At 62.7% G+C, this 15358-nt stretch carries 15 protein-coding genes; 12 read left to right on the plus strand and 3 right to left on the minus strand.

Going from position 1 to position 15358, the window contains the following annotated elements; translation table 11 throughout:
* Positions 1 to 1180, minus strand: a 1180-nt coding sequence (locus tag RYL44_RS06245; RefSeq protein ID WP_314975422.1) for a DUF2232 domain-containing protein, incomplete at its 3' end; no start/stop codon positions are given.
* Between the two features lie 174 nt (positions 1181 to 1354).
* Between RYL44_RS06245 and RYL44_RS06250 the strand changes: the two genes are divergently transcribed.
* Positions 1355 to 1717, plus strand: coding sequence for a ubiquitin family protein (locus tag RYL44_RS06250; protein WP_276740865.1), 363 nt, complete (start codon positions 1355 to 1357; stop codon positions 1715 to 1717).
* 5 nt (positions 1718 to 1722) lie between these two features.
* Complete coding sequence (locus tag RYL44_RS06255) at positions 1723 to 2622, plus strand: hypothetical protein (RefSeq protein WP_276740863.1); 900 nt, start codon at positions 1723 to 1725, stop codon at positions 2620 to 2622.
* A 9-nt stretch (positions 2623 to 2631) separates the two neighbouring features.
* Here the strand turns inward: RYL44_RS06255 and RYL44_RS06260 are convergent, their stop codons facing one another.
* Positions 2632 to 3564: a 5'-nucleotidase gene (locus tag RYL44_RS06260; protein WP_314975423.1), complete on the minus strand. Its 933-nt coding sequence runs from the start codon at positions 3562 to 3564 to the stop codon at positions 2632 to 2634.
* Positions 3565 to 3808: 244 nt separating this feature from the next.
* Between RYL44_RS06260 and RYL44_RS06265 the strand changes: the two genes are divergently transcribed.
* The 10 genes from RYL44_RS06265 (at position 3809) to rarD (ending at position 13101) form a co-directional block, all read left to right on the plus strand.
* Positions 3809 to 4942: an ABC transporter substrate-binding protein gene (locus RYL44_RS06265; protein ID WP_314975424.1), complete on the plus strand. Its 1134-nt coding sequence runs from the start codon at positions 3809 to 3811 to the stop codon at positions 4940 to 4942.
* Positions 4943 to 5029: 87 nt separating this feature from the next.
* A complete protein-coding gene (locus RYL44_RS06270; RefSeq protein WP_073983781.1) occupies positions 5030 to 6058 on the plus strand; it encodes a FecCD family ABC transporter permease in 1029 nt (342 codons plus the stop codon).
* Positions 6055 to 6855 carry an ABC transporter ATP-binding protein gene (locus RYL44_RS06275; protein WP_314975425.1) on the plus strand — a complete coding sequence of 267 codons (801 nt, stop codon included), beginning with the start codon at positions 6055 to 6057 and terminating at the stop codon, positions 6853 to 6855. The genes RYL44_RS06270 and RYL44_RS06275 overlap by 4 nt, the downstream gene beginning before the upstream one ends.
* 200 nt (positions 6856 to 7055) lie before the next feature.
* Positions 7056 to 7265: a cold-shock protein gene (locus RYL44_RS06280; RefSeq protein ID WP_314769639.1), complete on the plus strand. Its 210-nt coding sequence runs from the start codon at positions 7056 to 7058 to the stop codon at positions 7263 to 7265.
* A gap of 336 nt (positions 7266 to 7601) precedes the next feature.
* Positions 7602 to 7820: a hypothetical protein gene (locus RYL44_RS06285; protein ID WP_073983778.1), complete on the plus strand. Its 219-nt coding sequence runs from the start codon at positions 7602 to 7604 to the stop codon at positions 7818 to 7820.
* Between the two features lie 388 nt (positions 7821 to 8208).
* The gene (locus tag RYL44_RS06290) at positions 8209 to 9615 is read left to right on the plus strand and encodes a hypothetical protein (RefSeq protein ID WP_314975426.1); all 1407 of its coding nucleotides are present in this window, start codon (positions 8209 to 8211) and stop codon (positions 9613 to 9615) included.
* Positions 9616 to 9830: 215 nt separating this feature from the next.
* Complete coding sequence (locus RYL44_RS06295; RefSeq protein WP_314975427.1) at positions 9831 to 11069, plus strand: hypothetical protein; 1239 nt, start codon at positions 9831 to 9833, stop codon at positions 11067 to 11069.
* A complete protein-coding gene (locus tag RYL44_RS06300) occupies positions 11066 to 11509 on the plus strand; it encodes a hypothetical protein (protein WP_314975428.1) in 444 nt (147 codons plus the stop codon). The genes RYL44_RS06295 and RYL44_RS06300 overlap by 4 nt, the downstream gene beginning before the upstream one ends.
* Positions 11506 to 11868 carry a hypothetical protein gene (locus RYL44_RS06305; RefSeq protein ID WP_314769649.1) on the plus strand — a complete coding sequence of 121 codons (363 nt, stop codon included), beginning with the start codon at positions 11506 to 11508 and terminating at the stop codon, positions 11866 to 11868. Before RYL44_RS06300 ends, RYL44_RS06305 begins: the two co-directional genes overlap by 4 nt.
* Positions 11869 to 12147: 279 nt before the next feature.
* Positions 12148 to 13101 (plus strand): EamA family transporter RarD, encoded by a 954-nt coding sequence (gene rarD, locus RYL44_RS06310; RefSeq protein WP_314975429.1) that lies wholly within the window; start codon positions 12148 to 12150, stop codon positions 13099 to 13101.
* A gap of 617 nt (positions 13102 to 13718) precedes the next feature.
* Here the strand turns inward: rarD and dnaB are convergent.
* The gene (gene dnaB / locus RYL44_RS06315) at positions 13719 to 15074 is read right to left on the minus strand and encodes a replicative DNA helicase (RefSeq protein ID WP_073983788.1); all 1356 of its coding nucleotides are present in this window, start codon (positions 15072 to 15074) and stop codon (positions 13719 to 13721) included.
* Between the last annotated feature and the right edge of the window lie 284 nt (positions 15075 to 15358).

Genomic DNA, 15358 nt, shown 5'->3' on the forward strand with positions numbered 1-15358 from the left:
GGTCGATCATGGCGGTGGATTCGTCGGAGATGAGCAGGCGTGGCGAGCGGGCGAGGGCGCCCGCGAGCGCGAGGCGTTGGAGCTGCCCGCCGGAGAGGGAGCGGGGGTCGGCGTCGGCCAGGCCGGTCAGGCCGACGCGCTCGAGCAGTGCGTCCAGGTCGAGGGTGGCGATGTCGCGTTCGCTCATGCCCCAGGTGACGTCTTCGGCGACGTGCTGGCCGAGGACCAGCAGTTCGGTGCGTTGCCCGACCAGGGCGGTGCCGCCGACCGCGCCGAGCATGCCGCCGCCGGTGCGGGTGCCCGCGCTGGGGTTTGCGCCCGCGAGGAGGAGGGCGAGGGTGGATTTACCTGATCCGTTGGGTCCGACGACGACTGTGTATTCGGGCCTTTCGAGGGTGAGGGTGACGTCGCTTAGGGCGGGGTGGTCAACCCCTGGGTAGGTGAAGGCGGCGTCGGTGAGGGTCAGGGGTAGTGGGGACGAGGCCGTGGCCGCGTCGCCTGCGTCAGCGCCGGGGTCGGTGGGGGCGTCCAGGAGCGGGTCCCACCCGGGGTCGAGCGTGATGCGGCGCAGGATCGCGCCGAGGAGCCATCGGGCGGTGAGGACCAGGAGGGCGACGCCGATGAATCGGGTGATGGGGATCCACACCCACCACCAGTCGACGAACCATTGGCCGAGCTGATGGCCAGCCTCGACGAGGCCTCCGGTGTGGGGGATGTGCGCGATGAGGGTGAGGAGGCCGTCGAGGCTCTTGCGGATGCTTTCGAGTCCGAGGACGCGCAGGTCGGCCAGGATCCAGAAGGCGAGTCCCGTACCCACCCCCCAGACGACGCCGAGGCCGGCGGCGACCGCGCTGACAGCCGCCCAGGAGGCGCGTTTCTTGTGGAGGTGTCCGATGATGAGGCCGATGAGGGCGGCTTGGAAGGAGCGCCCGGCGGTGGCGAATCCGCCGACGGCGGTGGCGAGTAGGACGGTGGAGGCGAAGGCGGCGACGGAGGCGCGGGGGCGCAGCTTGAGGGAGGCCATGGCGAGGGGGACGGCTGTGGCGACTTGGAAGAGGAGCTGGAAGACGGGGGTGACGGCGGCGATGAGGCCGAAGGTGACGGCTAGGCCTGAGAGCGCGCCGGCGGTCGCTACCTCGACGGGGGTGAGGGGGCGGGCGTTGCGCGCGTGGTTACTCATGTGCCTAGTCTCCCAGGCCCCGCCCGCATCTGCGAACGCCGCCGGGTGCCGACCATAGGGTCTCACGCACACCCCTAGTCAGCACTCCACGGAACATGGAACGTTGAGGACAAGAATCGCTGCACGAGCTTCAATCAGTGTTACAATCCCATTTATCTTGGTAGGAAGGGATGAATGATGGCTCAGCGTGTGGAAGCATGTCTGACATTCAAGGCATCTGAGGCCTTCTCGCTCTTTGTCGCTTTCCGCAGTAATTTGCTTAAGCTGGCGGAGCGGGAGTTTTTCGCGCGCGGAGTTCGGCACGTCGCCGCATACATCACGGATGACCCGCTTGAGGCGTGGGCTGGTTTCCAGCGCGTGGACGTGTTCGTTGAGCTTGAGTGCGACTCGTGGGCGAAGGCCGAGAGGGTTGCACGCGAGCTCCTCAAGGCTACCGCTGACATGTCGCAAGTCACCCTGACTGAAGACAGTGATTACGCCAAGGACCTCAGTCAGTCAGAACTCGCGGAGAATTCTTCCATGTTCACCGGAGCCTAAGGCTCATGCGGTACCGACGCGTTGAAGAGAGCGCAGCACGAATCATTCGTCGGGTTATCCACTGCGCTCCAGAGCTTCTCAACACGCTCAGTGCTCTCCTGATCGGCGCATCAGGCTTCGTAGACGGACGTGTCCAATGGGGACTCTTGTTTCTTGGCGTTTGTTGTCTCTTCGTCGGAACCATTCTCGGCAGGAAGCGCGATCACGATAACGAGCATGAGGTTGCTGAACACCAGGAGAAGTTGGCACAACTTGAGATCGACGTACAGCGGGAACGGGATAAGGTAGCCCAACTCGAGGCAGATAACCTACTAGAACGGGACGCCATGCGAGAGGTACTTGGGCGTCTCGCACAGGAACTATGTCACGAGCTGTCCCTATGGGACGAGTGGACACGCGTCACAGTCTACGGTCACATTGACGATGGAACCGCTTGCGGCTTTCTTCCTTTGGCGAGGCGCTCACGTAACCCGCGATTCGAGAAACTTGGGAGAAGCTTCTACAAGGAGACCGAAGTTGGGTACCTCGGTGCTGCTTGGGAAGAGGGACACGTACAGCGCCGTTTCCGTTCATCAAGCGACGCACGCAACGAACTATGGCAAGCAAGGAAGAAGAGTAACGGGCAGAAGAGGGCCGCTCCACTCACTCAACAGCAGGCAGAGGCTCTCGAGCTGACGATGGAACCTCTCAGTGTTATCGGCATACGTCTTGACGAGGACCATGGAGCAGTGAAACATGGCGTTATCCTCTTTGAGTCAGTGGTCCCAACAAAACTCAGCAACGAGCAGTTTGACAACCTCAAAAATGCGCCCCAGGTACGATCACTGAGAATCGTCATGATTGCAGTGTCTGAATTATTTCACTCCATCACAATCGCACAAGCTGCCGAGGAGGCTGCGGAGTAACAGGCTTTTCTACGCCCCGTTCAGTTCCCCGAAGGGGATGTGGACACTCGGGGTGGAGCGCGCGGCACCGTCCACGTTGCGACGCTGGTCGTCGAAGAAAATGTGCGGCTGTAGCACCTCCAGAATCGGTCCCTTGTCGATACCTCCCAGGAAGAACGCATCGTTGACGCTCAGACCCCACCCTCGGATCGAGTTGATCGCCCGCTCGTGGGCGGGGGCGCTGCGCGCAGTGACGACAGCGACGCGCACCCGACGCTTGTAGCCCTCCGGATCATCGGCGCTTCTGGCGTCCTCTAGCCCTTGAATCCGGTTGATCTTCTGCAGGAAATCGGCCATTGGGCCGCGCGAGAGCGGCACCTGAGCCAGGGCACTCTCGCTTTCCTGATACTCCTCCAGACCTCCACTCTGGTACACGCGCTCGGCCGAGTCATCGGCCAGCACTCCATCGAAGTCGAAGGCGATGCGCAGGTCAGTGCCCCCATCGTCGGCCACGGCGCGCCCCACAACACGTCCGGCGGCGAACCCCAAGGAGATAGCCTCGCGTACGTCATCTTCGTTCGCCGAGAGGAACAGGGACATGCGCAGCGGTTCCATGAAGCGGTAGGGCGATTGCCCCTGCATGAAGATCGCGCGCGTGATGTCTAACCCGTGGTGCTGGACCGATCGCATGACGCGCATTCCCGTCTCGGGGTCGTTGCGCGACAGGATGACCACTTCAACCAGACGCTCGTCCTCGGAGAGGTCGTTGAGGTCCAGGAGGCGCCGGATGAAGGGGAAGGCGACGCCCGGTTCGAGCACGTCGTCGAGGTGCTCGCGCTGATACTCCCGATACCGCTCTTCCCCCTGCTGGCGGAACACCGCGTCCGACTCCGACAGGTCGAACAGGGCGCTGGATGCGACCCCGATAACGAGGGCTCGCTCCAGGTCAAGCGTGTCACCCATCTGCGACTCCTTCCGCTCATGCCGGGCCCCGCGCCCGACACTGTCAGACTATGAGGGGGCATGTGCATCTGTGTCCCCCTGCCCCGCAAGAGGATCGACGAGGCCGTGGCCGCGTCTCGCGCAACGACAGCACCAGCGAGATACGAAGAAATAACACCGTTCACAATGCCACACTTACCCTTGTGAGGAATACCTAATTTTGTGTAGTATCTCCCTCGTAATCCCTAGAACACGAGAGGACGCAATGAAAACCCCCCTCGCCACACTGACCGCGATCTTGGCCACCGCCACCCTCGCCCTCACCGCCTGCGCGGGCGGCTCCGGGTCCGCCGCCCAATCAGGGGCCACCGCCCAGGATGCCTCGGCCTCGTCTACGCGCACAATCACCGACCATGCGGGCAACGAGGTCACCCTGCCCGCCACAATCACCCGAGTCGCCATCGACCAGATCCCGATCGAATCCACCTACCTGGCGTACTTCGACGGCAAGGCCCCCTACCTGGTGGGCATGAGCGCCGCCCGCGTCAAGGCGATGAGCCAGACGATCGCGGCCGAGATGGCGCCCGAGATGATGCAGGTGGATACCAGCTACTACGACAAGGGCGAGCTTAACGCTGAGGCTCTGCTCAACCTGAACGTGGACGTTGTCTTCTACAACGCCTTCAACAAGGAACATGCCGAGATGTTCCGTAAGGCCGGTATCCCGGCCGTTGGTTTCACGACGATGGGGAACCCGTCGGAGACGTACACGGAGTGGATGGAGCTCCTGGAGGACGTCTTTAACGAGGACGGCCACATGGCCGATAAGATCGCGCTCGGCAAGGACCTGGTCGCTGACGCCCGCGCGCGCACCGCGAAGGTCCCCGAGGACCAGCGCGTCTCGACGATGGTGCTCATGGGCGCGGCCGACGGTCAGCTCGCGGTCGCAGGTGGCAAGGACGGCTGGTTCACCAACGAATGGGCCGACTCCCTGAACTACACGAACGTCTCGCGCGACACGGACACATCGCACACGCCCGTGACCTTCGAGCAGGTTCTCACGTGGGATCCTCAGGTCCTCCTCGTCACGGGCAAGGGCATGTCGAATATGACGGCGAACTCCGTCCTGTCGAACTCGGTTGAGGGCGTAGATTTCTCGACTCTCAGCTCCGTGAAGTCCGGCCGCGTCTACTCCACGGGCCTGGGCATGTGGAACTGGTTCACCCCCAACCCGGATGCTCCCATCGTCGCGAACTGGATCGGCGCGTCCCTGTACCCGGAGCAGTTCTCCGACGTTGATCTCGTAGCCATGACGAAGGACTACTACCAGCAGATGTACAACTTCACGCTCACGGACGAGCAGGCCCGTCAAATCGTCAACCCGGACGCCGCGTCCTGATTCCTGTCCCCGGCCTCGTCTCCTCCATCGACGAGGCCGGGGCACCTTGTGCGTGAGACGCTCGGTAAGCGTCGGGGAGAGGACATCATGACGTCTGTGTTGACCAGGAATGGGCGGCTGCGCGTGTGGGTGGTTCCCACGCTGGTCGTTCTCATTGTTGTGTGCGCGGCGGCGGCCATGCTGATTGGCCGTTTTTCTGTGTCTCTGGAGGACGTGGTCGCGGCGCTGCGCGCGAGGTTCTGGGGAGGCCCTGCGGTGTCTCCGCGCGTTAACTCTGTCGTGTTTGACTTGCGCGCGCCGCGCATCATCGTGGCGATTCTGGTCGGCGGGGGTCTGTCCGTCGCGGGCGCGTCCTTCCAGTCACTGTTTTCCAACCCCCTGGCCACGCCGGACACCCTGGGCGTCGCGGCGGGCACGTGCGTGGGCGCGGTGATCGCACTGCTGCTGGATTGGAACCTGATCGGCGTGCAGGCCGCGGCCCTCGCGGCGGGCCTGGCGACGATGGCTTTCACGACGGCTATTTCGCGCACGCGCACGGGTTCTTTCAATGTCATCACGCTCGTGCTCGGCGGGGTCATCGTCTCCGCCCTGGCGAACGCGGTCCTCTCGCTCCTGAAGCTGACGGCCGACCCGACGAGTCAGCTTCCCGAGATCACTTACTGGCTGATGGGTTCGCTCGCAGCGGTCACCTATCACCAGATCGCGCTGGGCGCTCCTTTCATCATTGCGGGTGTTGTCGTCATCGTGGCGCTGCGCTGGCAGCTCAATATTCTCTCCCTGTCGGAGGATGAGGCCCGATCGGCCGGCGTGAACGTGTCCCTCATGCGCGCCGTCCTCATTGTCGCCTCGACGGTCATCACGGCCTCGGTCATTTCAATGTGCGGCCAGGTCGGCTGGGTCGGCCTGCTCGTGCCGCACTGCGCGCGCATGCTGTGCGGGCAGAACAATCGCGCGGTCATCCCGGTCTCGCTGCTGCTCGGGTCGGCGCTCATGATCGTTATCGACACGCTCGCGCGATCCCTGTCGGCCTCGGAGATCCCCATTTCGATCCTGACGGCCATCATCGGTGCGCCCTTCTTTATTGTGCTGCTGCGTCGGACGGGGGGAGCGCGATGATCAGCGTCGAGGACGCGACCTTCACCTATCCGGGTGCCCCTTCCCCGATCCTGACGAACGTGTCCTTCGAGGTGCCTAGGCGTTCGCTCCTGGCGATCCTGGGGCCCAACGGCGCGGGAAAGACGACGCTGCTGCGCACCATGATTGGCCTGCAGAAGTGGGATAGCGGCCGCACGCTCATCGACGGCACCCCCATTTCGTCGATGTCGACCCGGGCGCTGGGCCGCGTCCTGTCCTACGTTCCGCAGGCACGCAACGCCTCCAACGTGGCGCTCACCGGCCTCGAGATGGTGATGGTTGGGCGAGCCCCCCACATGCGTACCCTCGCCCAGCCGGGCGCACGGGAGGAGCGCATGGCCCACGACGTCCTCGACGAGGTGGGGGCCTCCCACCTGGCCGACACGCCCTGCGCGACCATGTCGGGCGGCCAATTCCAGATGGTCCTCATCGCCCGGGCACTGGTTGCCGACCCGCGCGTCCTCGTGCTCGACGAGCCGGAAACCGGCCTCGACTTCCGTAACCAGCTGATCGTCCTGGGACTCCTCGAGCGTCTCGTGCGGGACCGAGGTCTCGCAGTCATCATGAACACGCACTATCCGGCGCACGCCCTGCGCGTCGCGGATCAGGTCGCGCTTTTCTCTTCCACGCACGAGGCCGTGGTGGGTCCGGCGTCCACCGTCATGAATGCGGACACCCTCGCTCGCGTCTTCGGGGTGGACGTGGCGATAGGGAAGGTGCCCTTTGAAGGAGAGGACGTGCAGGCGATCGTCCCGGTTCGCCTGAGCGCAGACAAGTAGCGCCGCCACACCGACAATTTCTTCATCATGTTTTCGCAGGTCAGACACATTTTGAGTTGAAGTGCGGTACCGTAAGAGTGTGATTTCGCGCGCTGCGCGGACGCGTGAGAGGCGACGGGTCTCGCGGGCGGGATCGCGTTGGTCTCCGCAGGCGGGACCGGTCGATGCCCCAGCGTTGGGGCGAACACGAAGGAGGACCCATGGCAACCGGGACCATCAAATGGTTCAACGACGCCAAAGGCTTCGGGTTCATTACTCCCGATGACGACTCTGGCGACGTCTTCGTGCACTATTCACACATCGTCGGCCAATCTGGACGCCGAACTCTGGTAGAGGGCGAGAAGGTCGAGTTTGAGGTGATTGAGGGGCCGAAGGGCCTCCATGCCAAGAATGTGGCACGAGCCGAGTGAGGCTGTGTGCCCGAGTGGATTCCCCACTCGGGCACACGTGCATGAGCGCGCCATTTCTTGGTGCTCTTCGACGCAGCTTTTCCTCGATATAACCGTCTCTTTCGTGGCGCGCCCGCGCGATCCCTGTGCAGTCCCTTACAAGTGCTTGTGCGGTATAGACCGTGCGGTTATTTGGACCTAGCATTGGTGGTGCACCAACGGGGGCGACCACATGTCGGCCCCGTTTTTTGATGCGCTCGCCCACCTGGGCGAGGCGGGCCTACCGGCCCACATAACACGCTGGCGTGCGGGGCGCGCTTCGCGTTTCCGCGCGAAAATATTGCGAAGGAGAGCACCATGAACACAATCGTCAAGGCCGAAACCGCTCCCACCATGGCGCAGGCCACCACCTCGGCTTCCGTCCTGATCGCCCTCATCGTCATCCTTGCGGGTCTCGGTATGGCCGCTGCGCTCCATGTTGGCTCCGTCGCGTCGGCGGTTCTCGCGATTGTTGTCGCACTGACCGCCCTGATCCTCTCCCCCGCGATCCTCTCGATCGCCCGTACGCGCGCCTGAGCCGCTTCGGGGCGCGCACTTCGCGTACCCCCTGTTCTTCCAGCGCGACACCGCCTGAGGTGTCGCGCTTTTTCTTTGGCGTAGTAGGGCGCACCGTGGCGTTGCCGCTGCGGAGCTTTGTACTGCGGGAGGGCCGGTTGTAGGCCAGGATGCATCTCATGCCTGTATTACATTGGATACTTGCTATCCACACAGGGACGGTGCACAATCGGTAATTACTTCCCATAGGTGAAAGGTGCCAACGATGTCCAACCAATACTCTGGCGACCAGAGCGGTCAGCCGGGAAATAATGGCCAGTTTCCGGGACAAATACCCCCTCCTCCCGAGGTGAACCAGTTCTCGGGCCAGACGCCCCCTCCTCCCGAGGTGAATCAGTTTCCGGGCGAAATGCCCCCTCCTCCCGAGGTGAACCAGTTCTCGGGCCAGATGCTCCCGCAGCCCGCCCAGAAGCGCAACAAGCCGATGGCTCTACTCGCCATGATCATTGTCGCCGCCCTGGTCGTCATCGGCGGTGGAGCGTATGCGATCACCCGCGTCCTCTTCCCGTCGGGCGGCTACTCGACCCCCGACGACTTGGCTGCGAGCATCGAAAACGCTTTCGATACCAAGTCACTGGAGTCGCTCGCAAGCGCCCTGCCGCCCTCGGAGCTCGCTGCCGCGACGGCATGGCAGCAGGATTACAAGGCTGACGGTGGTACGGATTGGTCGAAGATGACGAGTCCTGAGGCACTCAAGGAGTACCTAGAAGCGATCGTCATCGCCGAGTCGGACATGAGGTATACGGTCGATGAGAAATCAGATCAGATTGCTCTCATCCGCATCACTCAGTGGACGGGCGACATTGTGATCAGGCAGGAGCTAGCGGATAAACTCCGTTCGCGCTACGCGGAGGCTAAGGGGACGAGTCTGACGCAAGGGGAGAACGATTTCTTCGACGAGTTGAGGGACAAGATCAATTTCAACCCGATCATGCGCTACGGCAACATTTTGGATTCGTTCCCGGACGGTAAGCTGACGCTCGTCGCCGTCAACGAGGGGGGACGGTGGTACCTGTCTCCTTCGATGACGATGGCTGAGCAGACGTTGGGTAGTGATCGTTCGGTCGTGCCTCACTACGACGCTGACTTCACCGACGTTGAGGGGGCGTCCTCTCCGGAGGAGGCTGTCTCTGGCATGGTGGATGCGCTGCGTGACGGGGCCAGCATGTCCGACAAGGACTTCTATCGTTTCCTGGATCTGCCTGAGCGTCGCATCGCCGCGGTTTATGGAGATACCGGTTCGTCCTCATCCCGTTCGGGTCGGGGCATGGGTACGAACGGGATCGGGGCGAACGTTCAGATCGACTGGGGTCTGAGTTCCACGAAGGTCAACGGCGGTTCGATCGTGAACTTTGGGACGACGTCGATCACGGCGGGCGACTTCTCGGTCTCGTTCAACGATGACACGGTGACGTACTCGTATCCGGACTTTGGCTACGGGTACAGTTCGCGTAGCTCGAGCAGGAAGAGCCAGACCGTGCGTTTTACTGAGGGCCTGGTTAATCCGGAGCGCCTGGGTATTTTCACGGTGAGGGATTCCACTGGGTGGCATGTGTCGACCATCCGCACCTACGGCAACCTGACGTTGCTGGAGGCGACGGATGATGCGGTCAATCAGGCTGTCCGCGGGTTCGGTGGTTTCATGGAGTACGGGGCCGACCTGTCGCAAAGTGAGCTGCGTGATGTCGCCACGTCTAACAAGCCGGTGGGTGCCGTCCTCGTCATCGCGTGGAACTTCATGAAGAACTCCAACTGACGCGCCGCGCACGCCTGTGCACCGGGGGTGGGAATCCGAGAGGGTTCCCACCCCCGTTCATGTTCGAGGCCGGGGATCCTCCCGGCACACCGAAAGGCTCCCGCTCGTAGTTTCCTCGCCGGCAAACCACATCCTGACGGAACATTACTCAATTTTCCATACGGTAATATAGTGTGGAGCAGCAGCATGTCGATGCGCTAACGCGAAAGATCATCATGGCCTCGAATCAGAACCTCGTTGAAGTATGTCCGGTCACTTCCCAGCCCGAAGGTCCGTCTATCAACGTGCCAAACGGTCCACCTTCCCCCGCGCGATCGTTTTCGTGGACGTTCCCCATCAACGTCGATTCCCTGTCCTCCGCGGACGCACAGTTCGACCCCCTGTTGACAGCACTCGATTCGGCGAGCACGGACACGCGAGAGGCACGGAACCAGATCGACGTCCAGACGGCAGAATTGGTGTTCTACGCCAACGATCACCTCAATAAGACGGAGAAGGTTCTCGACGACCTCCACGACCAGGTGGCGAAACTGCGCCAAGCGCTTCGCAATGCCCACGACGGGATGGCGAGGGTGCGCGACGAGTACGTCGCAATCGCGAAAGATGCCACCACTTTTGGGATGAGCGTCACCACAAGCGGGACCTCGACAACCGTGACACTCAGGGCCAACGCCACCCAGTACAGCATCGACCAGTTTAACGCCCTGCACGATCGAGAGCGATATAACACCAGCTGCTATGACGCGGGGGAATGGGAACTCTCCGATGCCCTCGACGCCATTGACGCCTCCTGGTGGGATGCCACGCTCGGAGGCGTCCTCGACCAGCTCGTCGGCATTGTCGTTCCCCCTCTCGGCGACAGGCACGCGGTCCTGAAGACCATCGAGTGGGGACAGGGCTTGCGCTCGACAGCAGCCGACACGACGAGGGCTGCATTTTTGTTCCGTCATCACGCCAGCTACCGTAAGCCACCGAAATTCAACAGCTTATCGAGGTGGGAGAAGCTCACCGCTCCCGGCGACCTCGCGAATTGGAAGCCGGCGGGGATGCGTCCCGGTGGCGGCGGAGCCCCCAAGCCGCCTGGCGTGCTGCGCAATCTGGAAAAGGGAGGCAAGATCGCCGGCGGCGCAATGGCAGTCCTTGACGGGGCACTCACCGCCTACGACTCCTACCAGTCCGACTCCTACAACCATCCGGAGATGGGCGAGGGCGAGAAGATCACGCGGGCCGGCGTCAAGGGAGTTACGACAGGTGCGCTCGGGTGGGCCGGGGCCACCTATGGCGCCCAGCTGGGGGCCACGATCGGTGCCTTCGGTGGACCCCTGGGAGTCTTGGCGGGGGGAATCATCGGAGGAGTGGTCGGCGGGATGGCCGGAAGCTGGGCGGGTTCAACGTTCTCCGACATCGCTAACTCTGGCATCAGTCACCTATTCCACTGGGGAGCATCATCATGAAGTCGTACATCGCAGCGATCGTGGGCCTCCTCCTGGGCGGCGGGATTCTCCACGCCTGGTGGACGGAAACGTACACGGATTCCGCCCTAGCCATCATGTGGAGACGGATCTCTTCGGCCACAGCGATTGGGAGAAACTCTCAGGCCGTCACGCGCCCCCTCATCGCAATTTCACTGATCTTGGGTGCGCCTCTCGCTGTTGCGAGCGAACTCGGTGCTCCTGACGCGGTCATCACAGTGCTCTCGCTCTGCTTCATTACTCCGATCGTCGTAGGTCTTGTTTATCTCCTCCCCTTCCCGCTCCCCCGCCTCGTCGACGCTCACTACCAGTTCTGCAAGCGCCACAACCTGCTGGATAAGAACGGCACACCACTACCCGACGACGTGATCGAACGCTACCTCGCCGAGCACGACGTCTGCGACACGAACGGAGAGCAATGAGCGTCTCGTGGAACCGTGAAGAAGTCAAGCGCGCCATCGACAAGGCGGCCTCCGCGTCGGAGACCCTTTACTCTGCGGGAGTGTGGGCACCCGACTCGGGTTCTCGCCACCAGGACAAGCTGGTATCCAAGGTCACCTCCATGACCATGGCGCTTGGTAAGGCATCGACGATCATGTCCAAGATCTCGTACGCTCTGACAAACGCAGACAATTCTTTCGCCAACGCCGACGACCAAAACGCTGTTAACGTCCAGCTCGCCGAACAGTTCAACGACGACATGAACGCCAAGAACAGCGGTCATGTGCCAGTCGGCGTCTGCCACCCCATCCCGCAGGTGACGACATCATCGCAGGAATAATCGACGGCATGGCCGACAGTTGATTCGGATCGTCGGTTGCTGACTGGGTTAACGTCGGAATGAACAAACTGCCTCATTATGAGACTGATCGTGAAGCCGTACATCGTAGCGATTGGAAGCCTTCTCCTGGGCGGCGGGATTCTCCACGCCTGGTGGACGGAAACGTAACTACCCGACGACGTGATCGGACACTACCTCGCGGAGCACGACGTCTGCGACACGGACGGGCAGCAATGAGCGTCTCGGCCAGGGCGCGCGGCGGCTCCGTACACTAGGGGAGTGAGCACCCAGAAGAACGACCCACGCGCCCTCGCCCTCGGCGTTATCGTCTACCTGATCTGGGGGTTTTTCCCCCTGTACTTCTCGTTGTTGTCCCCCGCTGGCGCCGTCGAGGTGATCGTCCACCGGGCGGTGTGGGGCCTGTTTTTCTGCTTGCTTGCGCTGACGCTGACGGGTTCGCTCGGCAAGGTTCGCGCGCTTATCGCGGATCGGGGGGCGCTGTGGCGTCTGGCCGTCGCGGGCGCGCTCATCGTCGTCAACTGGTCGGTGTACGTGTACGCGGTCATGAGCGGCCACACGACGGACGCGGCGGTCGGCTATTTCATTAACCCTCTCGTGACGGTTGCGTTGGGCCTCGTCGTGCTGCGCGAGCGGGTCAGCCCCATCCAGAAAGTCGCCCTGGCTTTGGGCATCGTTGCCGTCGTCATTCTCATCATCGGGCAGCGCGCGGTCCCCATCATCTCCCTCACGCTCGCCCTGACGTTCGGTTTGTATTCCCTCGTCAAAAAGGACGTGGCTACGAGGGTCGATCCGCTCGCCGGCATGGTGATTGAGACAGCTGCCGTCTCTCCTTTCCTGATCGGCTATTACGCGTTCCTGGCGGCCACGTCCTCCACGTCGTTCCACGTGATCGCCGCTTCAACTGACGAGGCCGGGGTGTCCTGGGGCTTTCACCTGGCGCTCCTGGTGGGCGCTGGTGCGCTGACGATGGTCCCGCTCATCATGTTCGCTTCGGCGGCGCGAGGATTGACTTTGGGAACGATGGGGTTCCTGCAGTATCTGGGTCCTACCCTGCAGCTCCTGGTCGCCGTGTTCATTTTTCACGAGAGCGTGCCGACGATCCGCTGGGTTGCGATGGGCGTCGTGTGGGTGGCGCTGGCGTGTCTGAGCGCAAACTGGTTAGTTTCCTCCGTGCGCACCAAGCGCCTGGCGCGCGCCTGGCACCGAGACTGAGAAAAGGCCTGGCACGCCGGGCACACCGGGCACACCGGGCACACCGGGATAGGGAACCGGACCTCACCCTGCACGCTCCCCTTTTGGCCCCATGAGGTAACGCACCCCGATATTTCGCATGCAATTCGATTGGCTGACGTTTCAACAACGTCTGAAAACGTTGGAATTTCAACGATGTGAATTCAAAGTTTGAAAGAGCGGCAGGGGAATTGCATGCGACATTGTTGGGAAACCATGACACAACGACCGTAGCCACTGGAGGGGGCTGGGTTTTTCGGACCGTTTGTTGTGAGAGGGTTGTGAGTAGTCCAGGCCGCGGTGCCCGTGGGCGGCGGCAGGGCCAGGCCAAGTACATGCACACCAAGTACCGCCCGATTGGAGGCCGCCGCGACCCCACCGGTGTGGAGGGCGCCGGAGGGTCCGGAGGGCACGGGCGGGCTTCGAGATCGACCACTCCGAGCCGTAGGCTCGCGTGTGGCGATCTCGCGGGCGGCCGGGCCCGAAGGCGCCCGGAACATCAGCGGTGCCACAAGCAACAACATGCAGCGCCAACGGCGAGCGGGCGGACAGGCCCCGCGGCGGTCGGAGATCAGGCGGGCGGCCGGGCAAACAGCCCCTTACTCTCCGCCGCCGCCGGGCTCGGGGCGTCCCGTGTAGTTGACGAAGCGCGCCATGTCGCCTTGGAAGAGAGCGGTGACGGTCGCGGTCGCGCCCGCGCGGTGCTTGGCGACGATGATGTCGGCCTCGCCGGGGCGGTCTTCCTTGTCGTAGTAGTCGGGGCGGTGCAGCAGGATGATGATGTCCGCGTCCTGCTCGAGCGAGCCGGACTCACGCAGGTCGCTCATCATGGGCTTGCGGTCGGTGCGGCCCTCGGAGTTACGGTTCAGCTGCGCGACGGCGATGACGGGGATGTCGAGGTCCTTGGCCAGGAGCTTCAAGTTTCGCGACATCGCGGAGACTTCCTGCTGACGGGATTCGACCTGGCGGCCACTCGTCATGAGCTGGAGGTAGTCGATGACGACCAGGCCCAGGTTTTCCTGCTGTTTCAGGCGGCGGCACTTGGAGCGGATCTCGGAGATGGTGATGTTCGCGGAGTCGTCGACGTACAGGGGCGCAGCGCTCATGCGCGAGGAGGTTTCGGCGACCTTTTGCCATTCGTTGCTGTTCATTTTGCCGGCCTGCATCTTGGACAGACGCACCCCGGACTCGGCGGACAGCAGGCGCATCGCGATTTCCTGTGTGCTCATTTCCAGCGAAAAAATGAGGGAGGTGACGCCGTGTCTCATGGACGCTGAGCGGCAAAAGTCCAGGGCGAGAGTAGATTTGCCCATGGCGGGACGCGCGGCGACGATGATCATCTGGCCGCCGTGTAGGCCCTGGGTCAGCTCATCCAGGTCGGTGAAGCCGGTAGGGACACCGTTGAGTTTGCCCTGGTTCTTTTCAATGTCTTCGAGGGCGATGAGAATATCCGTGCTCATCTTGTCCATGGACACGTAGTCGCTGGTTTCGCGCCCGTCGGAGACGGCGTAGACCTCGGCTTGGGCCTGGTCGACGATCTCGTCGACGTCGCCGCCGGCGTCCGCGTAGCCGAGCTGAACGACGCGTGTGCCCGCGGCGACGAGACGACGCATGATGGCGCGCTCGCGCACGATGCGCGCATAGTAGGTGGCGTTGGCGGCGGTGGGCACGGAGGCGATGAGGCTGTGCAGGTAGGCGGCGCCACCCACTTTGGACAGGGCGCCCGCGCGCTTGAGTTCGCCGGCGACGGTGATGGCGTCGGCGGGTTCAGCGCGACCGTTGAGTTCAATGATCGTGTCGAAGATGGTTTCGTGCCTGGGCTGGTAAAAGTCCTCTCCGCGCAGCATTTCTGACACTGCGTTGGCGGCTTCACTTGTCAGCATCATCGAGCCGAGGACGCTCATTTCCGCGTCAATGTCCTGCGGGGGGACGCGGTCGAACTGATCGTCGGGCATCGTGATCCTTTCGGGTTTGCGGGCGGGTGGGGCCGAGGCTGGGGTCCCTCACGCGGGTCCGCGCAGCATGCGGACTTTGTGGATAGGGAGCCGTCAGGCGAAGACTAACGCGTTGCATGGGTTCGCGCGACCGGCACTGTGCACGAACATGTGCACATATTGTGGATAACCTGTGCACAACGCCGAATCCGCCTGTGTACAGGGCGAAATGACCGCCCTGTCAGGGCAGATATGCTCATCACAGTCACATCATTGTCATTCATTGAGCCACCTACAATTTCCGT

This window comes from Actinomyces bouchesdurhonensis (assembly GCF_963540955.1).
GTDB lineage: Bacteria > Actinomycetota > Actinomycetes > Actinomycetales > Actinomycetaceae > Pauljensenia > Pauljensenia bouchesdurhonensis.